Origin of the sequence: Halocola ammonii, from assembly GCF_049334165.1 — a bacterium.
Lineage (GTDB): Bacteria > Bacteroidota > Bacteroidia > Flavobacteriales_D > Sanyastnellaceae > JBEGHD01.
In genome coordinates this window covers 112,866-139,452 of record NZ_JBEGHD010000012.1, presented here as the reverse complement: position 1 = coordinate 139,452, position 26,587 = coordinate 112,866, and the positions used below count along the sequence as shown (strand labels likewise).

General features: G+C 45.4%; 19 protein-coding genes and 1 other RNA gene. 11 read left to right on the top strand and 9 right to left on the bottom strand.

Annotated elements, in window-relative coordinates; translation table 11 throughout:
• The coding region (locus tag ABHV44_RS12910) for an SBBP repeat-containing protein (protein WP_459075115.1) at positions 1–3,563 on the bottom strand (3,563 nt) is incomplete at its 3' end.
• Positions 3,564–4,005: 442 nt separating this feature from the next.
• Here ABHV44_RS12910 and ABHV44_RS12905 point away from each other — a divergent pair.
• Positions 4,006–10,422, top strand: coding sequence for a PKD domain-containing protein (locus ABHV44_RS12905; protein ID WP_459075114.1), 6,417 nt, complete (start codon positions 4,006–4,008; stop codon positions 10,420–10,422).
• Between the two features lie 7 nt (positions 10,423–10,429).
• Here the strand turns inward: ABHV44_RS12905 and ABHV44_RS12900 are convergent, their stop codons facing one another.
• The 3 genes from ABHV44_RS12900 to ABHV44_RS12890 all read right to left on the bottom strand — a co-directional run bounded on the left by ABHV44_RS12900 (position 10,430) and on the right by ABHV44_RS12890 (position 11,916).
• On the bottom strand, positions 10,430–10,678 hold the full coding sequence (locus tag ABHV44_RS12900; protein WP_459075113.1) for a GIY-YIG nuclease family protein: 249 nt from the start codon (positions 10,676–10,678) through the stop codon (positions 10,430–10,432).
• A 409-nt stretch (positions 10,679–11,087) separates the two neighbouring features.
• Positions 11,088–11,492: a transfer-messenger RNA gene (ssrA, locus tag ABHV44_RS12895) on the bottom strand.
• A 139-nt stretch (positions 11,493–11,631) separates the two neighbouring features.
• Positions 11,632–11,916: a hypothetical protein gene (locus tag ABHV44_RS12890; protein WP_459075112.1), complete on the bottom strand. Its 285-nt coding sequence runs from the start codon at positions 11,914–11,916 to the stop codon at positions 11,632–11,634.
• Positions 11,917–12,042: 126 nt separating this feature from the next.
• Between ABHV44_RS12890 and ABHV44_RS12885 the strand changes: the two genes are divergently transcribed.
• Both ABHV44_RS12885 and ABHV44_RS12880 read left to right on the top strand, forming a co-directional pair.
• Positions 12,043–12,756 (top strand): DUF3667 domain-containing protein, encoded by a 714-nt coding sequence (locus tag ABHV44_RS12885; protein ID WP_459075111.1) that lies wholly within the window; start codon positions 12,043–12,045, stop codon positions 12,754–12,756.
• 65 nt (positions 12,757–12,821) lie between these two features.
• Entirely contained in the window at positions 12,822–14,042 is a 1,221-nt protein-coding gene (locus ABHV44_RS12880; protein WP_459075110.1) for an NAD(P)-dependent oxidoreductase, read from the top strand.
• 12 nt (positions 14,043–14,054) lie between these two features.
• On the opposite strand, the gene ABHV44_RS12875 is transcribed toward ABHV44_RS12880, so the two are convergent.
• A complete protein-coding gene (locus ABHV44_RS12875; protein ID WP_459075109.1) occupies positions 14,055–14,798 on the bottom strand; it encodes a hypothetical protein in 744 nt (247 codons plus the stop codon).
• A gap of 91 nt (positions 14,799–14,889) precedes the next feature.
• On the bottom strand, positions 14,890–15,609 hold the full coding sequence (locus ABHV44_RS12870; protein WP_459075108.1) for a head GIN domain-containing protein: 720 nt from the start codon (positions 15,607–15,609) through the stop codon (positions 14,890–14,892).
• 215 nt (positions 15,610–15,824) lie between these two features.
• Here ABHV44_RS12870 and ABHV44_RS12865 point away from each other — a divergent pair, with 215 nt between their 5' ends.
• Both ABHV44_RS12865 and ABHV44_RS12860 read left to right on the top strand, forming a co-directional pair.
• Entirely contained in the window at positions 15,825–16,193 is a 369-nt protein-coding gene (locus ABHV44_RS12865) for a hypothetical protein (protein ID WP_459075107.1), read from the top strand.
• A 107-nt stretch (positions 16,194–16,300) separates the two neighbouring features.
• Positions 16,301–16,717 (top strand): DUF1801 domain-containing protein, encoded by a 417-nt coding sequence (locus ABHV44_RS12860; RefSeq protein ID WP_459075106.1) that lies wholly within the window; start codon positions 16,301–16,303, stop codon positions 16,715–16,717.
• Positions 16,718–16,725: 8 nt separating this feature from the next.
• On the opposite strand, the gene ABHV44_RS12855 is transcribed toward ABHV44_RS12860, so the two are convergent.
• Both ABHV44_RS12855 and lhgO read right to left on the bottom strand, forming a co-directional pair.
• Positions 16,726–17,361, bottom strand: a complete 636-nt coding sequence (locus ABHV44_RS12855) for a DUF1684 domain-containing protein (RefSeq protein ID WP_459075105.1) — start codon at positions 17,359–17,361, stop codon at positions 16,726–16,728.
• Between the two features lie 147 nt (positions 17,362–17,508).
• On the bottom strand, positions 17,509–18,732 hold the full coding sequence (gene lhgO, locus ABHV44_RS12850) for an L-2-hydroxyglutarate oxidase (RefSeq protein ID WP_459075104.1): 1,224 nt from the start codon (positions 18,730–18,732) through the stop codon (positions 17,509–17,511).
• Positions 18,733–18,847: 115 nt separating this feature from the next.
• On the opposite strand from lhgO, the gene ABHV44_RS12845 reads away from it, so the two are divergent.
• From ABHV44_RS12845 to ABHV44_RS12820, 6 genes are all read left to right on the top strand, one after another.
• Positions 18,848–20,152, top strand: coding sequence for an MFS transporter (locus tag ABHV44_RS12845; protein ID WP_459075103.1), 1,305 nt, complete (start codon positions 18,848–18,850; stop codon positions 20,150–20,152).
• Between the two features lie 97 nt (positions 20,153–20,249).
• On the top strand, positions 20,250–21,023 hold the full coding sequence (locus ABHV44_RS12840) for an AMP nucleosidase (RefSeq protein ID WP_459075102.1): 774 nt from the start codon (positions 20,250–20,252) through the stop codon (positions 21,021–21,023).
• Positions 21,014–22,042 carry a DNA polymerase III subunit delta gene (holA, locus tag ABHV44_RS12835; RefSeq protein WP_459075101.1) on the top strand — a complete coding sequence of 343 codons (1,029 nt, stop codon included), beginning with the start codon at positions 21,014–21,016 and terminating at the stop codon, positions 22,040–22,042. Before ABHV44_RS12840 ends, holA begins: the two co-directional genes overlap by 10 nt.
• Before the next feature lie 49 nt (positions 22,043–22,091).
• Positions 22,092–23,126, top strand: coding sequence for a uroporphyrinogen decarboxylase (hemE, locus tag ABHV44_RS12830; protein WP_459075100.1), 1,035 nt, complete (start codon positions 22,092–22,094; stop codon positions 23,124–23,126).
• Positions 23,123–24,283 carry an OmpA family protein gene (locus ABHV44_RS12825; RefSeq protein ID WP_459075099.1) on the top strand — a complete coding sequence of 387 codons (1,161 nt, stop codon included), beginning with the start codon at positions 23,123–23,125 and terminating at the stop codon, positions 24,281–24,283. Before hemE ends, ABHV44_RS12825 begins: the two co-directional genes overlap by 4 nt.
• Positions 24,284–24,341: 58 nt before the next feature.
• Positions 24,342–25,505, top strand: a complete 1,164-nt coding sequence (locus ABHV44_RS12820) for an OmpA family protein (RefSeq protein WP_459075098.1) — start codon at positions 24,342–24,344, stop codon at positions 25,503–25,505.
• Here ABHV44_RS12820 and ABHV44_RS12815 read toward each other — a convergent pair.
• Positions 25,502–26,578, bottom strand: coding sequence for a hemolysin family protein (locus tag ABHV44_RS12815; RefSeq protein ID WP_459075097.1), 1,077 nt, complete (start codon positions 26,576–26,578; stop codon positions 25,502–25,504). The genes ABHV44_RS12820 and ABHV44_RS12815 overlap by 4 nt on opposite strands.
• Positions 26,579–26,587 lie beyond the last annotated feature (9 nt).

Sequence of the window (26,587 nt, the reverse complement as noted above, 5' to 3'; positions counted from 1 at the left end):
TCGTTTTGGTCAGCCGGAGTTGTAATCGTTGGGGCAATGTCGTCAATCAAAGTGATCTCAAAACTCGTCTGAGCAGAGTTTCCGGCATCGTCTGTCGCAGTGAGGGTTATGGTCTGCGTGGTCAGGTGTCCGCTGTAAACCACTCCAACAGCCGGGGTTTGAGTCACCTCAACATCACCATCGCAATTGTCTGTAGGAGTCAACAAACCAGTGTAGTCGGGGATGGAAAAATTACAATCTCCATCGAGAAATTCATTTATGTCTGGGACTGAAGAAATCACAGGATCGGTATCATCAACCAAAGTAATTTCAAAGTCGACCGAAGCAGTATTCCCTGCGTTATCTTCGGCTGTGAGTGTAATGGTTTGCGTTGTTCCATGCCCACTGAAAACATCTCCAACCGCTGGGGTTTGAGTCACCTCCACTGACGAATCACAATTGTCTGTCGGAGAAATCTCAGCGGTGTAGTCAGGGATAACAAAATCACAATCTCCATCCAGGGATACGTTTCGGTCTGAAGGGTTTTCAGAGATGACCGGGTCGATGTTATCAACGAGGGTAATTTCAAAGCTACAGGAAGTGGAGTTGCCGGCATCGTCTTCGGCAGTGAGCGTGATGAGCTGTGTTGTCCCTTCTCCATTGATTACGTCATTCACGGCAGGGCTTTGGGTCACTTCTACAGAAGAGTCACAATTATCGCTAGTGGTTGCCAGACCCGTATAATCTGGAATTACAAAATTGCAAGCTGCATCTGTAGCTTCAGTAAAGTCCGAAGGACATGTGATCGCTGGAGCAATATCGTCAATGAGGGTCACAGTAAACGTGCAATCAGAAGTATTGCCGGCATCGTCTTCAGCCGTGAGGGTAATTAATTGCGTGGTACCTGCTCCGCTGATCACGGTTCCTATAGCTGGGCTTTGAGTTACTGTAACAGATGCAGCGCAGTTGTCGGAAGTAGTAGCCAACCCAGTGTAGTCGGGAATTGAAAAATCGCAATTCGAGTCAGTTGACTCGCTCAGATCTCCAAGACAACTAATAACCGGATCAATGTGGTCCTCAAGAACGACATCGAAAGTACAGCTCGTAGCGTTTCCACTTTCGTCTGTAGCTGTCATGGTTATTTCCTGAACTGTTCCATGTCCACTGAGCATTGTACCGGAAGCAGGTGACTGGTCGATAGTCACATTCGGGCAGCCATCTGCGAAACTGACCATTCCAGTGTAATCTGGAAGTGAAACATCACAAGATGAATCGAGCGACAGAGACTGATCCGAAATACAGGATATGGTTGGAGCAATTGTATCCAGCACTTCAAAGTGAATTTCACAAGTCGCCACGTTTCCATATTCGTCTTCGACCTCAAGCAGTACATCTCTTACATTTTCTGTCCACACACCTCCCGGGTTTAAAATCGTGGAGTTGTAAGAAAAGGTGCTACTGCAGTTATCAACAGGATTGAGGTCTGCAAACCAGTTTGCTGGCGTTGGAGTGAAGTCACACGAGCTGTCGACATAATAAGTTAGTGTATCGGTTGTGCAATCGAGAGTTGGAGCTATAGTATCCACCCCAGCAATGGTCACAGTGAGTGAATCTGAACGACAGCCATTGTCATCTTCAAAATAGACTTCATAATCTCCGACCATCAGGTTGGAAAGAGAGCTAAAAATTGAATCTGCTACTGTGTTATTGCTGACAGCAGGAGCTGAAACAATTGGCGAGTCAAAGACTTGCAAAGATCCTCCTCCGGTAAAATCGTATGTTCTGAACTCTGCTTCGCCATCGGTCGCATCAGGACAAGAAGCATCTGTATAACTCAGGTTATCAATCATGATTTGGTCCGGTTGCGAAACAACCACATCAACGGAAGCCTCACAGCCAGCGCCATCAACGGCACTTACTGTGTAAGTCCCTGCAGACAGATTCGAGGCATTTCCACCTTCATAATCCGTTCCTGTTGGCCAGTTGAAACTCACTGATCCAAGCGCTCCAGAAGGAGTAATTGAGATTTCTCCGTCATTAGATTCAAAGCAGGAAAGATCTGTTGAGCTAGGGTTTAGAGATAAGTTGCAACAAACTCTTGGGTCGACCTGATTGTCGGTCATTCTAAAGAGTAGAAAGTTTTCATTGTGGCTTCCGGCAAAAGATGACTCAGCAAAAGGTGAGCTCCCCATGTCACCCGAGTTCATTCCAGTTACAAAAATGTTGTCTTCTCCCGCTACTGCTATATCATATCCATAATCATTTTCATCATCTCCCAATCGCCTGATCCATTCTTCGTCTCCATCAGAGGTATTGAGCTTCGCCACAAAAACGTCTTCTTTATCTACAGGAGAATATGAGCCCAAACCAAAAAGACCGGCACTGAAAGGTGTCTTGAACCAACCTGTTACGTACAATCCACCATGCCCATCAACATCCATTGACCTTAAAACATCATCGTCATTGTCTCCGGAAGTAGAATAAACATTCTCCCACAAGTTGAGGCCGTTCGATGGGTCGAGCTTCATTACGATTATTTGATCGTTAAATGCGAAATCAGTAGAGTTGTCTGGATATACTACAATGCTACCATTAAAAGCTACAGTAAGTCCAACATAGACTCCGTTGCAATCTGCAGCAAGACCATACCCATAGCCTCCGTTTTCTTCTTGTAAAACCGACCTCGTCCACAAGTAAGAGCCTTCGCTTGAGAGTGCTGCAATGTAAAAGTCTTGAGAGTTGTCGCTGGAGTTTAATGTCATGTCACTTCTCACCTGCACTTCATTCTCAAAGAAGAACACCTGACTACCACTCCATGCACCTATAAAATAAACTCTGTCGTTGTAAGCGGCTATGCTCAATGAGGATGACCTCACATCCAGCGAGTTTTCGTAATCATCATTAGCTCCTCCAGCAATGGTAAACCATTCGTAGCCTCCTTCAAGGTTGTATTTCAAAACAAAAACATCCCTAGAGCTTAGCCCATCGGGAATGTCGTATCCATGAAAGACAGTATTTTGGTTTTTAAAAACCCCTACTACATAAACACCATTTCCATCAACAGCTATGTCCATGGCGAAATCGTCATCCTGACCGCCTTGTTGGTCTGACCAAAGCAAATTGCCACTTTCATCAAAAGATGTTACAAATAGGTTCGAGTTTCCTGCATCGACATTGAGATAGCTGAAGAGCTCACTATCGTCCTCAGCTTTGCATATCAGATTGTCTTTAAAATATCCGGTTACGTAAACATTTCCATTATGATCGACATCTACTCCTGTTGGCACTTGTTCTCCGCCTCCGGTAAAGTAGTTATACCACAAAAGTTCTCCTTCAAAAGAGTATTTCATCAGGAAGCCATCCTGACCGCCATTGTGGGGGATTATTAAGTTTCCTGAGTAAACCGGAGGCGTGCCTTCAGATTCAAAAACCAGATCGAAATCCTGGTCGTGGTGGCCGACTACATAAATGCACTGGCGTGTAGAATCGACTGCGAGAGCATTTCCGCTTTGCTTTCCTCCCTGATCGGAAACAATGCCCCAGTCAAAGGTTTGCGCATCACAGCGAAAAGCTATGAGTAGCAAGAAAATTAATGTTAGTATAGAGCAAAGGTTTCTCACTTACAGTTCGTCTACGCCTTTTCCTTAGGCAGGTTTTCCATTTATTTCGCACCAAATCTAAACTGTCAATAAGTGTTTCCCTGTGAGGAGTAGTCTGATGAAGTACAGGGATTATTCTTACTGGTAGTAGGAATCGGACTACACCTTGAGCAACATAAATGGAGGTTAGAGACAGAACTCAGAAACTCTGTCGAACGAAACATTGAGTCCATCTAAAAATTTAGGGTGTTTACCGTAAGAAATCCACCAATGATCTAATCTTAAATTTCTATCTTTGATCCACTGAAAAACAAACCTATACACCAATCTAATTGCGACTATACGAATGCACTGATCGAGCAACTGTTGGTTTCACTAATTCTTTCCGATGGAAACTGTGAACGCTCATCTCTGAATAGCCAAAAAAATGACTTCTCGCCTAAGCCTATATTCTTCATCCTATTCTCGTGTCGCTCGTTCGATCTTTTTGCTCGGAGTCTTATTAGCAATTTCCCTCTTAGGCAGAACCCAAATCGAATGTGAGGATTGCGATGAGCAGATCTGCACAGGCGCTGCTCTAAGCGAATTCATAGAGTTCGGAAATGAAGTGCAGGAACCGGTAAACATTCAGTCTTTCTCAGGAAGTATTCAGTTAGTAGGTGATGACGATGAACTTTCGGATTACATTTTTAATGGTTCTGGAGATCAAAGTATTTCGCTCGGAATTACGGATGCAAATGGCACTGCATTCGACACAACATTCAATATTTTCGGAGAATCGGCTTCTGCCAGTTTTGACTTTAATCAGGGCAATTGTACAACAATTGACTTCAACTCAACGAGCACCAGTAACGGAGAAATTGACGATTACGACTGGACTATTTTTGCTGGTAATGAAGCCGATGGCGAACCGGTCGGTACAATGAACGGCTCCAGTCCTCAGTTCGACTTTCCATCTGCCGGAGATTTCACAATAGAGCTGATAGTCACCACCGAAAATGGCTGCACGAACACCCTTGAGCAAACCATCACCGTTGGCGGTCTCGTTCCTGAAATTCAATTTACTGACGAGTTGGGTGATCAGATTTACGCTTCCTTCAATAATGTTTGTCTCATTCCCTACTGTCAGGCCGATGACGAAGCTTTTGAACTTTACATTGCAGATATCTCCAACATCATTCAGCCTGCTAACAACATCACAAGTGTAGAAGTCACTCTAAATGGAAATCCGGTAGCAGATCCATTCAACGGAATCCTGGCGCAGATGGCTGCAGGTGAAGCCGGCTATCAGTACGTTTCCATTACCGTTAGTGATGGCAACTGCGAGCAAACAAAGGATTATGAAGTTTACTTTGGCTCAGACGAGTATTATTCTACCATGGGAGCTACACCCGACCTCGATCAGGCCGGTTGCCCGGGTGAAGAATATCCACTGACACTTTCTCCTGGTGCTTCGAACCCCGATGGGGTTGACTATCAGCTAGAAGTGCTTTGCGGAACAGACATCGTAGAAAACTACACCTGGGACAATTTCACACCTCCCGACCCCTGGAATTTTGACTGGACTCCGACAACCTCATCGTGCAACTGTCCTACTGGTTTTTTAACTCTGAGAACTACAGCTCTTCATCCCTGTACCAGTACACCCGGAACCGGAACTCAGGATGTTAGAATTTCATCACCCGTAGAAGCTACTTTCAGTGCTCCGGAAGAAGTTTGTGTAAATGAATTGGTGACGCTCAACTGGCCCGGAGGAAATCAACTCAACAACATCTCCTGGTGCGACTCCGAACTTGAGTGGAGCATTGAAGATGAAAACGGAAACCCAGTGCCTGTTGACGATGGAGCTAACGAAGCCACCATGTCGCACACTTTTACAGCTCCTGGGACCTACGAGGTTTTTCTCGAAGTAGAAAACGACAACTGCAACGAAGGGGGGATTTATTCAGACATTATTTGCGTTGAACCCGACCTCTCTGGACTTACTCTGGATGTAGACTGGAATCTGCCAACCACAATTTGCGAAGGCGATGAGATCACTCCGGAGCTCACCCCATTAAACGCGGACTTGTGCTCAGCTCCCTCGATCTCCTGGACACTCTATCAAGGCGCATCATTCAGCAGTTCACAAAATGGAAACTCTCCCACTTTTGGTCCGCTCGATCCAGGTAGCTACACTCTTCAATTGACCTACTCCACAGCCTGTGGATCGCTTCAGGAAGAAATTGATTTCGATGTTGCTGGCAACCCTGAGATCACTTCGAACCTCAACGATCCGTTTAGCAATGCTTGCCCCGATGAAGAAATTTGTCTGGACGACTGGTTCTGCGTAGAGTACAATGCTCCTGCGCTTTCTTCCTTCCAAATGGAGATCTATGATGGCGATTTGGCAAACTGCGAAAACCCACCGGCAGGTCAACTTTTCGAAACGATCACAGACCAAAGTCCGAGTCCCGGTTTCGATCCGTGTGACCCAAACGGTAGTAGCTGTTCTTTTTCGTGGACTGCCCAAACAGGCCAGTTCACGTTGCGAATTGTCGCTGAAAACGACTGTGGTGAACACGTGCTCTGCATACCCATTGACATTCCTGAGCCCGACCAGCCAGACCTGGATGGCACTACAGAAATCTGCGCAGGAGAGGTCACCACGATCGAAGCGCTGCAAGGTGGAGGGTCTTTCAGTTTCACTAGCTGCCCCGGTGCTTGCCCAACAGAGGGAGCTGGCGAAGGTCAATTCGAATTGATCGGCAACCAGGTAATTTGGAACACGGACTCCAACACCGAAGCAGGAGTTTATGAAATTGAATATTCGGGAGACTGCATCATTTCTTCTCAAATTGAAATCACGGTGAACGAAGTTCCAGATTTTGAGATCGTTGCCGATCCTGTAGATTTTGTTTGCAGTGGCGAAGAAGTTGAGCTCGAAATCAACTACACCGGATCCAATACAGTCGCGAGTTGTGATTGGACAAACCTCACTTCTGGCGCCTCTATTGCAGACACCGACTGCGTGGCTTCTGCTGATCCAGAGCCAGGAGTCAATGAATTTGAAGTGGAGGTAATCGATGACAACGGCTGCTCAGCAACCAGTTCAGTGGAAGTTGAAGAACTGGTTCAGCCTTTTTCTCAAGATTGTAGTTCGCTGGAAAGCACCTACTGCGACAACGAAGGCGAAGTGATTGACATCGAAAACTTACTCACTCCCTACCCTTCTAGCGGTAGCTTGAGCTGGAGTTTGAATGGCAGCGAATTTTCCGGTTCCGACATTTTGGTCGATACGCTCAGCCAGGGAACTCAAACACTCGAATGGTCTTGGGAGCACCCCGACTTGGCGAGTTGTGTTTTCACAGGATATTGCGAGTTTGATGTGGTTCCGGCCACTACTCCAACTCTTGAGGGTGAAGCAGTTTGTGCAGGTGAAGTCTTTGAAGTTGAAGCCACGCAAACGAACGGAATTGATGGAACCTGGACCTTCGAAAATTGTCCTGGCGACTGCCCGAATGACGCCACACAAAGCGCCAATATACTCGAATGGCAGACTGAAACGACTACCGGAGCAGGAACCTATGAACTCTCTTTTGGCGGAGCTTGCCTGGTGACTCAAACTTTGGAAGTCGATGTGAATGCGCTTCCTGTTTTCGAAATCGGATCTAACCCAGGAGAGTTGCTTTGCGAAGGTGACGAAGTAACGCTCTCCATCGAAAATTTCAACGATGTGGCTAGCTGCGATTGGACGGATTTAAATTCTGGAACCAACTTGCCGGCAACAGATTGCGAGTTAACTCTCACAGAAGTATCCGATGCTCAATCAATCAGCGCGGAAGTGACCGACAGCAACGGATGTGCATCCGAGGAATCCATCGACCTCAACATTCAACTACAACCTTTCACCTTCGACCCGAGCCCGGTTGAAACTGTTTATTGCGACAACTCCGAAAATGTGATCGATCTGGAAAGCTTGCTCTCGCCAATGCCTTCTGACGGAGATTTACAATGGTTTTTAAATACTGAAGAAATTGTCTCAAACACGGTCGACATTCTTGATTTGGATCCAGACGATTACGAACTGGTTTATGAGTTCAATCACGGGACAGCTCCAAACTGCTTTTTCACCGACACACTCACTTTCAGTGTAGAAGAGTTAACGGCACCCAACCTCGTTGGAGAGAACGATTACTGCCTAGGTTCTGATGTTACTTTCGAAGCCCAAAACCTCAATGGATTCTCTGGAGGTTGGACGAACACGAGCTGCCCGGGAGGCAATTGCATCGACCCGCAGGAAAATTCATCAGAATTTAACTGGGAGTCTACAACTGCAGAGTTAGGAACTTACACTTTGGAGTTCTCCGGAGAATGTCTGGAAACTACTGATGTTGAATTTGTACTCTATTCGAATCCTGTCACGGAATGGACACCAGTAGACGAATCGCCCTGCCTCAACGAGTGTCTGGAAGTTGTTGAAGAAGAGCTTTCCAACTACGATTCTTTCAACTGGAATTTTGAGACCGACCTGGAAAGTGGATCGATTGACAACAACACACTTTGCATCGAAAACCTCATCGACCCGCAGTCGCTGGAAATCTGTCTTTGGGCTTCAATCGACCACGGAACAGGAAGCGGCACACTCACTTGTGAATCCGAAGATTGCCACGAAATTGAGCCGGTTGCTTCTCCGGGTGACTACCCTGAACTGCCTGAAACCGCTTGTCCTGAAGAGATAGTTGACCTGAACGTAAACGATGCACTTTACGACAACTGCACTTTTTGGATTGAAGAAATCGGGACCTTCGACAATTGTAGTTCGGCACTTATCGCTGATGGTTTTTACGGAACTTTCACTGATTCGCTTTTCCTAGAATACTCCGGTTGCCAGGACACTTTGACGAGTGAGATTTTCATCCCCGAGCCACCGGCCGGTGAATTTGAAGTCGACTACGACCCTTGCATTGCCGATGTCACCACTTTACTTACAAATGTCTCCGGAGATGATCTTTCTTTCGATTGGGACATCCTCGATGAAGTCGACAACAACTACGACTTTTTGCTGGACGACCCATCTTTAGAACAAGCAACGCCAAACCCGGTGCTACTCAGTCAGCTGGACTTGAACACGGACAGTACGTTCTATTTTAATGTGGAAATTTCAAATGCCTGCGAGACTTTAGTTCTCGAAGACACAGTTGAATTCATTGCTCCTCCAAACTTAGAAGTGGATGTACAGGCCGAGTCGCAGCTCGATTTCTGTTTTCCAGAATCCATTCAGTTTGAACTTTTCGAATTTGCGACCTATCACATCGACTCGGTTTACTGGGATTTTGATGACGAATACGGTAACGCCAGTCTTTCGGATACAACACTCTCAAACACGTTCTTTCCGCCTCCGATCGAGTACACAAATATCGGTGCTATCGATTCGGTTTTTGTGAATGCAACCGCCTGGAACCAGTGTGGAAGCGACACTGACACATTAATGATTGTTCTTCATCCTCCAGATGTTTTCATCGAAATGCCGCAAGAAGTCGATGGTGTTTGTCCGGGAGAAACAGTTTCAATTACACCTATTCAGGTTCAGGGTATACCCTGGAATGGCTGTGAAGTAATGAGTGAACCAAACATCGTTGGGCTGCAGTACTCTTGCATTGGAGAACTCGATGCAGTAGAAATCACTATTCCTCAAACAACTCCACCCGGGATTTACGAGTTGACGACTTCTATTTCGGGTTGTGGCTCTGATGCGGATGTCACATTCATCGAAATTTTTCCTGTTCCGGTTTCCAATTTTGAAATTGCCGATGCCAGCTGCACAGGCAAGCCTGTCGCTTTCCAAAACAACAGCCAGAATGCGACCAACTTTGAGTGGGACTTTGGCGATCCAGACTCAGGAGATGACAACTTTTCTTTCTACACTGCTCCCAATCACATTTACGACCTGCCGGGCATGTACAATGTCATTCTCTGGGCTACATCAAGTGATGGTTGCGAAGCGATGTACGAAGACTCAGTCAACATCTCCGGACCTGATGCAACAATTTTTCCAGGAAATCAATCGATTTGCAGTGGCGAAGAAATTGAACTCTTCGTTGAAGATCAGGGCAAGTTAGTCCAACTGGGCTGGGAAATCTCACACCCAAATTTTGAACCTTTGATTTTCTCTTTCCAAACTGAAATCTCTCAGGTTTTCACCAATTCTTCCGACACGCTTCAAATCTGGGAAGTGAGTGTAGAAATGCTCGATTTACAAAACTGCTACTCTCAGTCCGATGCTTTGATTTTTGTAAAACCGACACCTACTGCGTCATTTAGCTACAGCGAAATAGAAAATTGCGCTCAGGGTGCCGAAGTCACTTTTTACAACAACAGCACCGAAGGCGTTTCCACGAGTTGGGATTTTGGCGATCCGGTTTCAGGAACCGACAACTACTCAAACGAGTGGGCACCAACTCACTTCTTTTCAGGCCCAGAAAACTACGGTGTGGAGTTGCTGGTGCAAAACAGCTTCGGTTGTTCTGATTATCAATGGGAAGTGCTGCCATGCTCCGACTTCACGATTTTCATTCCAAACGCATTCACACCCGATGGAGACTTCACCAATGAGCTTTTCAAACCAGTTATCGATGGAATTGAATTTGTGAAATTTATTCGACCAACGGACTACACCTTCACCATTTTTGACCGCTGGGGAGCCGAAATTTTCGAGACACACGACCCGTCTAAAGGCTGGAATGGCAATAACAAAGAAGGAAATCATTACGTCCAACCCGGACTCTACAACTGGCAACTCATTATCGAATTTCCGTCTGGAAGGACAGAAATGATGAGCGGGGTGGTGAGTGTGGTGCGGTAAGTTTGATTTACACCAAACGTTTGTTCATGAACGCTTTTCCTGAGCCGGACTTGAGATACTTCTCGAATTGAAACGCTTTTGTTTTGTCGATGAATCGGATACTTGTCACAACTTGGACAGGAAGTCTCGTTTTGGTATAGGAGACCTCACCTTTTGAGTGTTGTGCTAGTCGAGTATTCAATTGCGAGCTACAACCAACATAATAAGTGTTGTCACTACACTTGAGGACGTAAACCTCCCAAAAGTCTATCTCCATTGATGTACGCAAGATGAGTTGTCCATTGTTGGTTTGGACTTCAAAATACGATTCTATTCCGAAGAAATTTCAAAGCCCTTCTTGCCGTATACCTTTCTGCTCAGCGAACTCTGCGCAGCACAATGTCGAAGGGCAATCAGGTAGAATGAATTTCCGGTGGACGTGTCCACCGTAGCCCTGTCGAAAACCCGGGGATCAAGAAAAAAAATGGATACAAATAAAAAAGCCCTCCTGCGCATAAAGCTTTCTGCTCCGCAAACGCTTCGCAGAACAAAGTCGGAGGGCAATCAGGTAGAATGAATTACTGGTGGACGCGTCCACCGTAGCCATGTCGAAAACCCGGGGATCAAGAAAAAAAAAATGGATACAAATAAAAAAGCCCTCCTGCGCATAAAGCTTCGGAGGGCGAAGGTGGAGCCGGAGGGGTTCGAACCCTCGTCCAAACAAGGAACAACTAAGGTTTCTACATGCTTAGTTTGCAATTAAGTTTTCGACTTTGGTATGGCTACAAACGGACCTCGCCAAAGCTTATTCCCGATTAAATTTCGCACAAGCATCAGGACCCTGCTTGTACTAGTTCCGTTTTGATCGATGCCTCATGCCAGGTGGATAGGAACAGAACCACCTTAGCGAGACAGCTTGTTCCGCCTGTTGTCAGGCTGGAATTAGGTCAGAATCCACTGAGTGGATTAGGCCGCAAGCGCGTAAGAGTTGTTGTCATTTCTGACTTGAACTTTGAGATTTGCGAGCCAAAGTACAATGCTCGGCATGCTTGCTCAGCTACTCATCTTGCTGTCAAATCCATGTCGGCCCCATATTGTAAAGAACGTTGTCTTCTTCATTACAAAAGAAGTGCCAGTTACCCTCATAAGTGAGAATCCAGCTAAATACCCGTGAAAATTGCGGGAGCATGCAAAGATAGCAGACATTATGACACAACAATAACTTTGTCGCTAGCCACCTTCAATTCGTTCGAATTCTATTGTGCCGATTCTCAGCACAACTTTTTTTCTGGGCGCTTCTTTCTTCTCATTCTCGTCATCGAGATTGAGTCGCTCACTCATTCCGTCCACGAGCTTTTTCCCAAGGTAAGTCGTTACTGACCAAAACCCGTCAACTACCTCCTCCTCCATTTCTGTAGAAGCCTCCTGACCACTATCAGCACTAGCCGATTGAGCTTGACCACAAAAGGAAACTGAAAGCGTAATAACTACAACTAGAAGTATTTTTTTGACCATGGTTTTAAAGGCTCGGCAAAAGTATGACGCCCACCAATCAGGAAAGTTACTAATATTGTGTAAACTTTTTTTGTGGCCGATTCAACTATACAGCAAACCTCTCATTGCCCTCAGTGTAAAACTGAGATGGCTCCGGAGTTCACTTTCTGCCCCAACTGCGGCCAAAAAAGAATCAAGAAGCACGAGACTCTCCGCGATCTTTTTCAAAACTTTCTCGGTGATTACTTTGCCTACGACTCAAAACTTTCGAAAAGCGTAAGGCCACTCCTTTTCAAACCCGGGTACCTTTCTCTGGAATACTTGCGAGGAAAACGGATGCATTACATTCCTCCGCTAAGACTGTATATTTTCGTCAGCATCCTTTTTTTCATTTTGCTAAACTGGCAGACAAGCCAAAAAGCAGTAGAAACCATCTCTTCAGATGAGTTGATCTTGGACAATTTCTTTCACAACTACTTACCGAAAGTGTTCTTCCTGTTGCTGCCACTTTTTGCTGGCTTTTTAGCTTTGCTTTTCAGGAAGAAAAAAATGGGCTTCGTTTTCCAACTCATCGTTGCCTTTCACTTTCACACCTTCGTATTTTTTAGCCTGTCATTTTATCTCTTGCTTAGCAACGCCATCGCACTTTCGGGACAGCTTTTTTTGAACGCAATTCTTCTTTCTTTAATTGGTACAGGCATTCTTTACTACTTATTGATAAGTCTCAAAAGAATTTATCGGTTGAGCTGGAAAGCCACCGTGGGGCGCTATCTCCTGCTGATTCTACTCTACGGCACGGCCATGCTCACCGTGCTCATTTCCATCTTTGCCTATCTCACACTCAACAACACGACAACTTGATTTTTTATACCTCTTGAAAACTGTAATTTTGCGAGACTTCGTAAAAAACTTAAAGAGGATCAGAAATGGTAAAACTGGGAATTATCAGAGAAGGTAAAACTCCACCAGACAAGCGCGTGCCGCTGTCGCCTAAGCAATGTGTGGAAGTGCTGGAGAAATTTGACAATGTCGAACTGGTAGTTCAGCCTAGCAACATCAGAAAATACCGCGATGAAGAATACCAGGAACTTGGACTAACCTTGCAGGAAGACCTCTCTGATTGCGACATTCTGCTCGGTGTAAAAGAGGTTCCCATCGAGATGTTGATTCCCAATAAAACTTACCTTTTCTTTTCTCACACCTACAAAATGCAGCCGTACAACGCGAAGCTGCTAAGAGCGATTTTGGACAAAAAGATCCGCCTGGTTGATTACGAAATGATCAAGGATAAATCAGGCAAACGCCTGATCGGGTTTGGTCGGTATGCGGGAGTTGTAGGATGCTACAATGGGCTTAGAGCTTTTGGTAAAAAGCACAAAATCTACGATTTGAAACCGGCTCACGAATGCGAAGACCGTAAAGAAATGGAAGGTCAGCTCTCTAAAGTTGAGCTACCAAAGTCGACCAAATTTGTGCTCACAGGTTTTGGCCGCGTAGGCCACGGAGCAAGAGAAATTCTCGATTTGATTTCTATTAAAGAAGTGGAAAGCAAAGACTTTTTGGAGAAAGAATTCGATCAACCCGTTTTCACTCACCTGGAAGTAAACGAATACAACGAGCGAATTGCAGACGGTGGTTTCGATAAAAAGGAGTTTTACAAAGATCCCGCTGGCTACAGATCTACTTTCCCGAGATATTGCCATCAGGCAGACATGTACATTCCATGCCACTACTGGGCCGAGGGGGCACCTTTTCTCTTCACCCGCCAGGATGCAAAACACCCAGACTGGAAGGTGAGCGTGGTTGCAGATATCTCTTGTGACATCGATGGCCCCGTAGCTTCCACGCTTCGTCCATCTACTGTTGCCGACCCTTTCTACGGCTACGACAGGTACGAAGAGAAAGAGACTGACTTCATGGCCGAAAATGCTATCGGAGTAATGGCTGTGGACAACTTGCCTTGCGAACTTCCTAAAGACGCCAGCGAAGATTTCGGAAAAGAACTGATAAAACACGTGCTGCCTCCACTTCTTGGTGAAGACCCAGATCGGATTATCGGACGAGCATCTGAGACAAACCTTGAAGGTGAGCTAACGGATGAATTTGCCTATCTGGAGCCTTACGTGGCCAGTGCAGAAAAAGTCTGAAGTCAAACCGATTTACTGAGCCAGGAATCGGTAGGTGATCGTACCGGATTGCCTTCGTGGAGCATCTATTTTATTGTAAAAGAGTGATCGTTCCTGGGCGAATTTGAGTGCCTGTTCTCTGTGACATTCTTGTGATGTGCGAGTTTGAGCCTCGTTGATTGATGTGCTCACGATATTTCCCTCACGATCTACGTCAATGTCAATCACTACTACTCCGCTACCCATGCAAGTGTAGGCCGGAACTTCGAGCTTTAGGGCATCGCGATCTGCAAGATCGTATTCCACCGTGGCATTACTGTAGGAAGTTTCGTTTTTGTTGATGTAACTGTAATCTTCTTCAATTTCGCTTTCTTCCACTTTTTCCTGCTGAAACTTTTCTTCGTCAAATCCTTTCCCCTGCTTTCTTTGTTCTTCGATAGTTTGCTGCTCGAGGTTTTTCAATCGCTCATTGATCTCTTCTTGCATCTGCTCTTCACTCATTCGATTGTAAGAGCGCACTTCCTGCGATTGCTCGCTTTGGCGGTTGGCAATCACATTTCGCACTTCCGGTCCCTCCTCCTGATGAAGCTCAAGTAGCTCTTCGAGATCTGGAACCTGCTCACGATCCACCGTCTCCACCTCTACCTCATCGAGGGCATTATCGCTCTGACGATTCAGCGGAGTCAGGTAGAAAACCAACAACACAACAATGTGAACCAACAGGGAAAGAATGATGGCCAGGTAAACGATCTTCGCTTTGTCGAGCTGAATATTCAAAATTTATTCTCTTTGAAAAAACAAAACAGCAGCCACAGAATTGTTTCCGGGCTGCTGTAAAATAACGTAAAAAGTGGCGCTGTCGTTCAGATTAATTTCTGCGCATCACTTCACCAGATCCATTGCTCTTTTGATCAATAGACTGGGGGTTTCCTTCATAGGTAATGTTTCCCGAGCCGTTGAGTCTGGCTTTCAGTTTTTCACGGACGTACAGTTCAATATCACCAGAGCCGTTGTTAGAAACGATTACTTCGTTGCACTTTAGTCCAAAGCCATCGATATCGCCCGACCCATTGTTTTTAATCTCACACTCTACGGCATTCCCTCTAACAGAAATATCGCCCGATCCAGAGTTGCCAATGAAAAATTCTTTGGCATCTGCTTCGAGATCGATGTCTCCAGAACCGTCATTTTTAAGTGTAAGCACCTCTGCTTTTATAGTTCCTTCAGCCGTAAGATCGGCAGAGCCTCCGTTCAAAATAGTTTCCAGGTTTCTGCAATTTACCACGACTTCCATTTTCTCAGTTGTAGATACGCAGCCTTCAATATCAATATTCAATGTCGTTCCACTTACCGTAGTTTTTATGAAAGGCAAAAGATTTTCTTGAGCTGATACAACAAGTTTGAGCGGATCTGTGCCAGTAACCGGCTTCAAAATTACATCAGCGGAGCATTCAACTTCTACTTCGTTAAACTCTTTAACTGTGCGAGTTTCTTCCTTCAACTCACCAGTTCCCTTAGTGCAGTCCATGCAAGACTGAAACATTAGCAAAGGCAAACTGAAGATCAAAAGTGTCAATAGGTTTTTCATGATTTCATAAAATTTAGCGAGCGATATTTCATGCGATTTGGGCTAAAGATAGAAGTTAAAGTTAAAAATGCTCAATTTCAAAAAGTGAGGTACTATTCATTTTTGGCCCGCGTTTTGAAACAACTACTGTGAAATGGGCGTAATTCAAGTCTGCGAAATGCAAATTGCGCTCGTCAAAATTTGTATATTTATCGATCAATCAAAAAGAAAAGACAATGAAAAAATTAATTCTGTTCCTCGGATTTGTAGCGTTTATGGCCACTGCCGCATCTGCTCAAAGTGAAAAAGCAAAAACAACTGATGCGAAAGCTAAAGTTGAAAAAGCAGAAAAAACAGTTGCTGTAGACAAAGAAGCTAAGAAAGCCGACTGCGACAAAGCAGGTGAAAAATCTTGCTGCGACAAGTCCAAGGCCAAGGCTGGAAAAGACAAAGGAACTGCGAGTGCTGGTAAGGCAGAAGCAAAGAAAAAAGGTTGCTGTGCTGACAAGGCAGCAAAATCTTGCAGTGACAAAGAAAAAGCACAGGCTAAGAAAATGAAGGCCTCCAAAGAGAGACAGCCGGCCGCGGCAAGTCCTCAAAAATAATATTGAGAACCTGCAATTGCAGACTCTATCAAATCCAATCCCGCAGCACCGAAAAGGAACTGCGGGATTTTTTTATAAAATTTGTCAGAGAACGAAACGCAAATCAGATGGCACAAAACAAAACTCAAAAAACTGAAGCAAGTGTTGAGGTATTTCTCGACAGCGTGGACCACAAAACGCGCAAAAAGGACGGATTTGAACTACTGGAAATGATGAGAGACATAACCGGTGAACCAGCCAAAATGTGGGGACCAAGCATCATCGGGTTCGGAGATTATCACTACAAGTACGAAAGCGGACGCGAAGGCGATTTCTTCATCGTGGGCTTTTCTCCGAGAAAACAAAGTCTTTCGCTTTATCTGATGACAGGATTTGACGGATACGAAAAAATGCTTTCCAAAATCGGAAAGTACAAGACCGGGAAGTCGTGCCTTTACATCAACAAGTTGGACGATATCGATCGTGAAGCTCTTCGAGACCTAATCGCCACGTCCTACAAAAACTTCAAAAGCAAAAAGGCTTAAGCCATTTCTTACTTTTTTGCAAAATCCTTCACTCCTGCCCTCACTTTTATGTCGATATCATTTGATTTGGGAGGAATTGGGCAAGAGTATTTCTCGTTGTACGCACAGTAAGGGTTGTATGCTTTGTTAAAATCCAGAACTACAACATCTTTTTGAGGAACTGGTAGGTCAATGTAGCGACCGCCACCGTAAGTACTTTCCCCATTGGTAGCATCTGTAAAGGGCAAGAAAAGCAATTCAGGTTTTTCTCCCTCCTCAGTAGCGTCCAGGTTTTGATAAACATTCAGAACGTAGCGATGCCCTCCGAGGTCGAAACGAAGCTCTCCGTATTTGACATAATTAGCCATTCTACTGGTTGTAGTAGGCATCTGAAAGGGTTCTTCTCCTACTGTTCTGATAAATTCCGCCCGAACCCGATACCGATCATCTGGTGGAAAAAAATCCAATGATTCAAATTGAAGCCGGTCAGATTCTTTGAGAGGAGATTTTTCGGAGTCGGAGAATTTTTCATTCAGCTCTTTTTGAAAGTCCACTACTTCTTCTAGCCAAAGTTTACCTTCCTGTTTTTGAGGTATCTCGTCCTGCTTTTGAGCAAATGCTACGAGGACAAGTAGCTGTAGCATCACTAAACAAATACATTTCATAGATAGCTTGTTTTTGTTTTCAATAACAAGTTAAAAAAGCGAAAGCAAAATTGTTCAGCAGGCTAAAACTTTCTCCTCTTTCAACAACTCTAATTCAGGTGATTAGAGAGTGAGGCTCTCTCACATTTCCAGTGAAGATAAGCCTTACTATTGAACGGCTAAACGAAAATGCTTTTCAGCCATTTCTGTCACCTGCCCACCAATGGCTAGAGATGCTGTCGCTGCAGGAGATGGTGCGTTGAGCACGTGGATGCTGTGGTCGGTGTACTCAATTCTGAAATCGTCTTTCGTGTCGCCATCCTCGCGGAGAAGCAGTGCACGAACTCCCGATCTACCGGGCCTCAGGTCTTCCATCGTAAGCGAAGGGATGAGTCGTTGCAGGGTTTTAAGGAAGAGTTTTTTCGAGAAAGCTCTGCGATATTCGTTGATCCCAAACTTCATGTTTTTGAAAAACAGCTTCCAGGTTCCGCCATAAGTGAGCGCATCAAAAGAGTCCTTGAAGTTGAAATCGGTTTTCCCATAGCCTTCTCTTTTGAAAGTGAAAACAGCGTTTGGGCCACACTCTATCTCACCATTTGTCATTCTGGTGAAGTGCACTCCGAGAAATGGAAAGTCCGGGTTGGGCACTGGGTAGATCAGATTTTTCACCTTGTGCTTGCCCGAATCTGTGAGTTCGTAGTAGTCTCCGCGAAATCCTACAACCTGCTCTTTCACTTCCACTCCATCTTTTCGAGCAAGACGGTCGGCTTGAAGTCCACCGCAAAAAATGAGCTTCCCGGCCAGGAAAGTTCCTTTGCTGGTCTTCACTCTGGTGAGATCACCCTGCCGCTCAAACTCCTGAGCTTCTTCACCCATGTGCACTTCGGAGTTTGGATTTGCCTTTTGAGCCAGCTCAACCATTTTTTCAGTGGCCTGTCGGTAGTCGATTATTCCAGTCACCGGAACCCATATTCCTGCAATGCCTCTCACGTGTGGCTCAATTTCGCGAACCTCATCACCGGAGATTTTCTTGATTCCCTCAATGCCGTTTTTCAATCCCGTTTCGAAAATCTTGTCGAGCATGGGCAATTCTGACGAATCTGCTGCAACAACGACCTTACCGCAAACATCGTGGTCTACTCCATGCTCCCTGGCAAAAGCCACCAGCTCTTTTCTGCCCTTCACACAGTTTTCAGCTTTCAGCGACCCGGGCTTGTAGTAAAGTCCTGAGTGAATCACTCCGGAATTATTTCCTGTCTGGTGATCAGCCAACACATCTTCCTTTTCGATGAGGATGATGCGAAGATTTTTGAACTTCGTTTGAAGTTTGTAGAAAGTGGCAGCTCCCACAATTCCACCACCGATAATTGCTACGTCAAATTGTTTTTCCAAAACGGACTTGCATTGAAATTGATAAAACTGGCGGCAAATTTAAGAAAGAAGCTGCTCGGCAGACATTTCTGTCTATGTGTTGTCATTAGCTAATTTCCGTTACCTTTCGGCCGCAATGTTGAAAAAAGGAGACAAGAAATTAATGAACGGCTGGGCCTTCTACGACTGGGCCAACTCCGTTTATTCCCTGGTAATTGCCACTGCAATTTTTCCGATTTTCTACGAAGCGGTCACCAAGAAAGACGGGATAAGTGAAGTTGAATTTCTCGGCTTTCACCCTATTAACACAGAACTCTACAGTTACGTAGTAGGTGCCTCCTTTTTGGTCGTTTCCGCCATGTCACCTTTGCTTTCTGGAATTGCCGATGCCTCAGGGAGAAAGAAGTTGTTTCTTCAGATCTTCTGTTACCTCGGTTCAGCCTCGTGCATTTCGCTTTTCTTCTTCGACCCAAACCACCTGGAGATCAGCATGCTCAGCGTTTTTTTGGCGAGCATTGGCTTTTGGGGAAGCATTGTTTTTTACAACGCCTACCTACCAGAGATTGCCGAACCCAAAGACCACGATCGGCTGAGCGCCCGCGGATTTTCAATGGGGTATCTCGGCAGTGTGATTCTACTTGTGATAAATCTGGTGATGATTCAGGTCTATGAAATTCCAGCCAAATGGTCATTTGTTCTTGTAGGCCTCTGGTGGGCCGGTTTTGCTCAAATCACTTTTGCGCGACTGCCAAAAAACCCCTACAACCGCAAGCCATCAAACGAAATGTTTCGCAAAGGTTTCCGGGAGTTTAAACTGGTCTACAACCAGGTGAAAGAAACCGTTCGGCTCAAACGATTCCTTCTGGCATTTTTTGTCTTTAGCATGTCGGTACAAACCATCATGCTCATGGCGCAGTTTTTTGGAATTAAAGAAGTTTACCGCATTGGCGAAAACGGTGAAAAAATTCAGGGACTCGAAAGCGGGCAGCTGATTGTTGCAATCATCCTGGTACAGCTAATTGCCATTCCCGGAGCCTGGCTGTTTTCAAGACTTTCAATGTGGACGTCCAACTTGCGCACGCTCATTTGGGCACTCATCGTGTGGATTGGCGTTTGCGCTTATGCCTATCTGATTGTCGATACCCCACTGGAGTTCTACATCGCTGCAGGATTAATCGGTTTCGTGATGGGCGGAACGCAGTCTTTGAGCCGCTCTACCTATTCCAAGTTCTTACCAGAAACCATGGATCACGCCTCGTTCTTTAGTTTCTACGATGTTCTCGAAAAAATCGGCATCGTTATCGGAATGATTGCCTTTGGCTACATTGAGGGCATTACTGGATCGATGCGAAACTCAGTGCTTTCTCTGATCCTCTTTTTTGGAATCGGGCTGTTGCTTTTACTTTTCGTTCCTAAAAAAGAAAAAGTCAAAATCGGTTAGAGAACAACATTTTTCTCAATTGTTTATCTAGCTGTAAAATGCGATTAATGAAGGATCTTTTCGAAATCCTTATTATTGCTAAAATCCCAAATTGAAGATGAAGAATAAGACAGAAATAGTGGAGAACTGGCTTCCACGATACACCGGACTCCAGATCGATGAATTTGGCGAATATATTTTGCTGACCAACTTTGACAACTACGTTGAAAAATTCGCAGACTGGAACAACGTGGAGGTGAAAGGGAAAGACCGCGCGATGATGAATGCCACTGCGCAAAACATCACCATGATCAACTTTGGGATGGGGAGCGCAAATGCCGCCACGATTATGGATTTGCTCAGCGCGAAAATGCCCAATGCAGTTTTGTTTCTCGGAAAATGCGGTGGCTTGAAAAAGAAGAACGCCATTGGAGATCTCGTTTTACCTCTTGCAGGAATACGAGGAGAAGGAACATCAAACGACTACTTTCCGCCAGAAGTGCCAGCTCTGCCTGCCTTTGCTCTCCAGCGTGCGGTTTCTTCAACTTGTAGAGATTACGAAAAAGACTACTGGACCGGAACCGTCTACACCACCAATCGAAGAGTTTGGGAGCACGATGAAAAATTCAAGAAGTACCTCAGAAAAATTCGGGCAATGGCAATCGACATGGAAACGACCACTCTGCTCTCCACTGGTTTTGCCAACAAAATCCCTACCGGAGCACTGCTCCTGGTCAGCGACCAGCCGATGATTCCAGAAGGTGTAAAAACTGCAAAAAGCGACAAGCTCGTGACCGACAAATTCGTTGATTTGCAAATCAAAATTGGTGTAGACGCACTTCGCGAAATTCAAAATCAAGGTCGCTCAGTACGCCACCTGAAATGGCAGTAAGATCCATGACTCAAAAGGACATTCTCAAAAATCTAAAGGCGAAAAAGTACGAGCCGGTCTATTTCCTGACTGGCACGGAAAACTACTTTATCGATGAGATTTCGGATTACATAAAAGAGCACACGCTTTCGCCAGAGGAGAAGGAGTTCAACCAGATTGTGGTTTATGGCCGCGACACTGATCTCACCAGCATCGTTTCTCTGGCCAAAGGATTTCCGATGATGGGCGAGCGCCAGGTGATTATTGTGAAAGAAGCCCAGGACCTCAACTGGAAAAAAGAGGATGGCCAAAATCAACTGGCAAGCTATCTCAACCAACCCCAGCCAACAACGATTTTGGTTTTTGAGTACAAAAACAAAAAGCTCGATAAACGGACGAAAGTCGGGAAGGCTATCCAAAAGCAGGCGCTGTTTTTCGAGTCGAAAGAACTCTACGAGTCGAAGCTACCGCAATGGATCAAAGAATACGTTGGAGGTAAAAACCACAAGATTGACGAAAAGGCTGTGATCCTTCTCAGCGAGTATCTGGGCAACAACCTGAGCAAGATGGCCAATGAGCTCGACAAGCTCATGATCATGATTCCTAAAGGGGAAACAATCAGTCCAATCCACATTGAGAAAAACATTGGGATCAGCAAGGACTACAACACTTTTGAGCTTCAAAAAGCACTGGCTCAAAAAGAAATCTTAAAGGCGAATAGAATTATAAAATACTTCGCGGCTAATCCCAAGGATCATCCGCTGCCCATGATTTTGCCGTTGCTCTACAAGTTTTTCTCTGGAACTCTCGTCTATCGCACATTGCCGGATAAATCGCAAAATGTGGCGGCTCGCGAGCTTGGAGTTCACCCCTTTGCTCTCAACGACTACGCCACTGCTGCCCGCAACTACAGCAACGGAAAGCTCGCCAGAATCATTTCTTATCTCAGAGAAGCGGACAAAAAATCGAAAGGATTTGACAATTACAGCGTCAGCACAGAATTTTTGATGAAGGAGCTTGTGCACAAAATCTTGCACTGATCTTCCCTGAGCACCTTTCTCATTTTATCCATTGCACTACATTTGCCCCATGGCAATAAAAAACGATTTGATCTTAAGAGCGGCACGCGGTGAAAAAACCGAAAGAGTGCCGGTGTGGTTGATGCGTCAGGCGGGACGAATTCTTCCCGAGTATCGCGCTGTGAGAGCTAAACTCAGCGGCTTCAAAGAACTTGTTCAAACACCTGAACTGGCTTGCGAAGTAACTCTTCAACCGGTCGACTTGCTCGGTGTAGATGCAGCGATCATCTTTTCAGACATTTTAGTTATTCCCGAAGCCATGGGTCTCGACTACGAAATGATAAAGGGAAAGGGGCCTTACTTCGAAAAAACCATCGATTCGCCAGCCGATCTAAAAAATATTCGAGTTGCCGATCCGCACGAAAAACTGGGCTACGTGATGGACGCCATCAAGCTTACTAAAAAGGAGCTCAACGACCGCGTACCGCTCATTGGCTTTGCCGGAGCACCATGGACTATCTTCTGCTACATGACCGAGGGACAGGGCTCCAAAACATTCGCCAAAGCGCGCAAGATGCTCATCACCGAAGAGGCTATGGCACGGCAGTTGCTTAACGACATCACCGACACCACCATCGATTACCTGAAAGCGCAAATTGCTGCAGGTGCCGATATGGTGCAGGTATTTGACAGTTGGGCCGGAGTGTTGAGTCCCGATCTTTATCGGAAGTTTGCACTACCTGCAATCGAAAAAATATGCAACGCCATTGACGAAGTTCCGATCACTGTGTTTTGCAAGGGCGCCTATTTTGTGAGAAAAGAGCTTTCTCAATTAAAATGCAACACCATCGGACTGGACTGGAACATGGATCCCGAAGAGTCGAGAAAGATCGTTGGGCCGGACAAAACCCTCCAGGGAAATCTGGATCCGGCCGTACTTTACGGCAGCTTCGAGAGCATTAGAAAGGAAACTTCAAAAATGTTGCATATTTTTGGCGGACACCGGCATATTGCCAATTTGGGTCACGGAGTTTATCCAGACACCAATCCCGATCATGTCAAGTGCTTTATTGAAACTGTAAAAGAATTTAAACCTAAGCAATGAATAACAAGATCCTACTCGCTGCGGCACTTATCATCGCATTCGTACAAACCAACTTCGCTCAAGTCGGAGAAAACCTTGTGAAAAACCCAAGCTTCGAAACACTGAATGTCCCTGCTGATGAAATCAGAAAACTGGGCAGAATCGATGCAGCTGAACACTGGCTTTCGGCCAACGAGGCTCCAGCAGATTTGTTTGTTGCTGGTGCCAGAGGCGATAAAGCCAATGTACCAAACAACAACTACGGAAAGCAAAAGCCAGCTGACGGAGAGCACTACGGTGGTTTTGTAGCTTATTCGCGTGAAAGAAGAACTTCACGTAGCTACCTTCAAATTAAATTTGAAACGCCACTTGAAGCCAATAAACAGTACTGCATCAAATTCGAAGTGAGTCTTGCTGACCTTTCAAAATACGCAGTCAATGGAATTGGAGCGAGCATCGTTCCCAAGAAAGAGTCAAGATCGGGCACTACAGAGATCCAACTCGAAAGACACGCTGAGGTGCTTGGGAACAAAATCATTGACGACATGACTTCCTGGACCACCTTGTGCGGAACTTACCTTGCAAAAGGTGGAGAGACTCACATGGTTATCGGATGCTTCGACAGAGACGATCAGTTGAAAACCGAGCGAATGAGAAGACCTTCAGATCTTACTGAGCCACAAGAATACCTGGCATACTACTACGTGGATAATGTGAGCCTGAATAAAATCCAAGCTCAATCTCAATGCCAGTGCGGTCACAAATCGCTTAAGCCAGACATCATCTACAGCCGTTCTGTAAATCTTACGGACGACATGTCGGCTGGCGAAAAACTCGCTGCCAGCTCAGTATACTTTGGCTCCAACACTGCAGACTTAAATGCAGTTGCCAAAAGAGATTTGAAAAAGGTAGTTGAGATTTTGGAGCAAAACCCTAAACTGAAAGTTGCCGTAATTGGTCACATGGACAACAACGAATTCAACGAAGCCAAACTCAACGAGAAATACAAGGATTTGGCACTACGAAGAGCTCAAAATGTTGTGGACTTCCTGGTGGAAGAAGGATTAGACAGATCGCGCTTTGGCACTGTCAACAAAGAAAACAAGGAGCCTGCTAACACGCGTCCGACACCAATGAGTATTGCGCAAAATAGAAGAGTTGAATTTGTCGTTCAGTAAACTCGATCACTATTGAAATATCGTGTTGAACGTATTTAATTCGTCAAATATAAAAGAGATGAAAAGCACGAAGAGACCTGTCCGCAACAGCTTCAGGTCTCTTTTTTTGTTGCTGTTTTTCGCGGCCAGCTTGCAATTTCAGAGCCAGGACATTCTCGATAATCCCGGTTTTGAAGATTATCAGTACTGCCCGGTGAGCTTCAACCAGGCCAGTCTGAATACGATCAAAACCTGGCGTCAGGTAGCTCGCGGAACACCAGATTATTTTCACACTTGCAGCCAGCGAGTAGGAGTTCCCAACAACATGTTTGGACACCAAAAAGCGAGAGAAGGTGACGGTTACGTTGGCATGGCTGTTTTCTCAGCTACAAAAACAGACTATCGCGAATACCTGCAAATAAAACTCAACCGCCCGATGAATGAGGGCGAAATGTTTTGCTTCGAAATTTTCATCTCACCAGCAGACTACGACCTCTACGTGTGCGATGGCTTTGGAGCCTATTTTAGCGAGAAGCGTCCCGTGGGAAAAGCCTCGAACGTGATCAAGGTTAAGCCTCAATTCTACAATCCTCAGCTTCACATGCTCGATGAAAAAGATCAATGGATCATGATTTCTGATGTTTTTGTAGCAGAGGGAGGCGAAGAGTACTTGACAATCGGCAACTTCCTACCCGACAATCACATGAAAATTTTGAGGAGAACTGCTGAAGAAGGTGCCAGATCGTCAAATGAATGGGCCTACGTTTATGTGGATGACATTCGTCTAAAACCGGTGAAGTCGAGAGACGAATGCAGTTGTGTTAACGACCTCATCAAAGAAAATGTGACTGACCCGCCCATGGAGCTATCCGAAGTCAGAGAGATTTCTTTTCAGGCTGTGCTATTCGACTTTGATGAAAGTTATCTGACAGAAAAAGCTAAAGAAGACCTGGACAAAGTAGTGCGAACAATGCTCAAGAGTACGTCCATCTACATGGAAATTATCGGACATACAGACATCATTGGTGGTGATGGCTACAACGTGGAACTCTCTGAAGCCAGAGCGCAACAAGTGATCCAATACATGATTTCGAAGGGAATTGACGAATCGCGATTAAAAATGAGGTACTACGGCAGTCAGATGCCGGTTGCCGACAACACCACGGCAGAAGGCCGAGCTCAAAATCGAAGGGTGGAATTTCAGATTCTACAAAAGAAGTTCGAGCTATACGAAAAGGATTAAGCTGTTTTCTCCTCGTCAGGCAGATTGTTAAACGAAGTATCAATTCCCCGTTTTTCGGCTCGCTTTTCCCACTGCTTTCTGGCGTAATCCTGCAAGTCGTCCAACTCGTCAAACTCATCCACAATTTCCAGCCCTAGTAAGGTTTCCAGAACGTCTTCCATTGTCACAATACCAGCAGTTCCACCAAATTCTTCTGAAACAATCGCTACCTGCTCGCGCCTCTGAGTGAAAAAAGTGTAGAGCTTATAAAGGCTTTCGTTTTCATCGACCAGAGCAATGTCGCGCATGAGCTCTTTCAACTTTACATCGGGCTCTCCGCTCACCACATGCTGCATCACATCGTGCTTGTGCACAAAACCGGTGATGTTGTCTTTTGATCCTTTGAAAAGTGGAATTCTCGAATACTGATTAAATCGCTTGTCGGTGGAAAATTCCTTAGCCGTCATTTCTTCACGAGCTGCAACAACCACAGTTCTTGGGGTCATCACGTCTTTCACGCGAATAGTTCTGAAGCCAATGAGGTTGCGAAGAATCCTCGCTTCTTCTCTTGTAAAAACTCCTTCCCGCTGACCGATTTCTGCCAGGGCAATCACCTCACTTCTCTCCACCTTGTTCTGCTTCTTTTTCTTAAAAACACCGGTGATCAATCTCGAGAGAAGCACCAGAGGATACATCAGATAAATGAGCCACTTGAGTGTTTTCGTGGTGAAGAGGGCAAGACCTTTCCAATAGCTGGCGCCAATGGTTTTGGGAATCAACTCTGAAAAAACCAAAATTAGTAGCGTCAGCACTCCTGAGATAATCCCAACAGAAATATTAGAAAAAACGATGGACGCCTGCGCTCCAACTCCAGCAGCACCCACAGTGTGAGCAATGGTGTTTAAGGAAAGAATTGCCGACAACGGGCGATCAATATCTGTTTTGAAGCGAAGCAGTGTTTTGCTCCAGGCTTTGCCCTGCGCCATCTGAGATTCGATGTAGCTCGGTGTGACGCTGAGTAAAACAGCCTCTGCAATGGAGCAATAGAACGAGACTACTAAAGCTAACAATAAGTAGAATATCAAAAGAGTCATAGGCCGCTA

What these genes read in the sequence shown, in the direction of transcription:
- ABHV44_RS12905 (WP_459075114.1), top strand. Translation starts at nt 4,006, where the DNA reads ATGACTTCTCGCCTAAGCCTATATTCTTCATCCTATTCTCGTGTCGCT.
- ABHV44_RS12900 (WP_459075113.1), bottom strand. Translation starts at nt 10,678, where the DNA reads ATGGAGATAGACTTTTGGGAGGTTTACGTCCTCAAGTGTAGTGACAAC.
- ABHV44_RS12890 (WP_459075112.1), bottom strand. Translation starts at nt 11,916, where the DNA reads ATGGTCAAAAAAATACTTCTAGTTGTAGTTATTACGCTTTCAGTTTCC.
- ABHV44_RS12885 (WP_459075111.1), top strand. Translation starts at nt 12,043, where the DNA reads ATGGCTCCGGAGTTCACTTTCTGCCCCAACTGCGGCCAAAAAAGAATC.
- ABHV44_RS12880 (WP_459075110.1), top strand. Translation starts at nt 12,822, where the DNA reads ATGGTAAAACTGGGAATTATCAGAGAAGGTAAAACTCCACCAGACAAG.
- ABHV44_RS12870 (WP_459075108.1), bottom strand. Translation starts at nt 15,609, where the DNA reads ATGAAAAACCTATTGACACTTTTGATCTTCAGTTTGCCTTTGCTAATG.
- ABHV44_RS12865 (WP_459075107.1), top strand. Translation starts at nt 15,825, where the DNA reads ATGAAAAAATTAATTCTGTTCCTCGGATTTGTAGCGTTTATGGCCACT.
- ABHV44_RS12860 (WP_459075106.1), top strand. Translation starts at nt 16,301, where the DNA reads ATGGCACAAAACAAAACTCAAAAAACTGAAGCAAGTGTTGAGGTATTT.
- ABHV44_RS12855 (WP_459075105.1), bottom strand. Translation starts at nt 17,361, where the DNA reads ATGAAATGTATTTGTTTAGTGATGCTACAGCTACTTGTCCTCGTAGCA.
- ABHV44_RS12845 (WP_459075103.1), top strand. Translation starts at nt 18,848, where the DNA reads ATGTTGAAAAAAGGAGACAAGAAATTAATGAACGGCTGGGCCTTCTAC.
- ABHV44_RS12840 (WP_459075102.1), top strand. Translation starts at nt 20,250, where the DNA reads ATGAAGAATAAGACAGAAATAGTGGAGAACTGGCTTCCACGATACACC.
- holA (WP_459075101.1), top strand. Translation starts at nt 21,014, where the DNA reads ATGGCAGTAAGATCCATGACTCAAAAGGACATTCTCAAAAATCTAAAG.
- hemE (WP_459075100.1), top strand. Translation starts at nt 22,092, where the DNA reads ATGGCAATAAAAAACGATTTGATCTTAAGAGCGGCACGCGGTGAAAAA.
- ABHV44_RS12825 (WP_459075099.1), top strand. Translation starts at nt 23,123, where the DNA reads ATGAATAACAAGATCCTACTCGCTGCGGCACTTATCATCGCATTCGTA.
- ABHV44_RS12820 (WP_459075098.1), top strand. Translation starts at nt 24,342, where the DNA reads ATGAAAAGCACGAAGAGACCTGTCCGCAACAGCTTCAGGTCTCTTTTT.
- ABHV44_RS12815 (WP_459075097.1), bottom strand. Translation starts at nt 26,578, where the DNA reads ATGACTCTTTTGATATTCTACTTATTGTTAGCTTTAGTAGTCTCGTTC.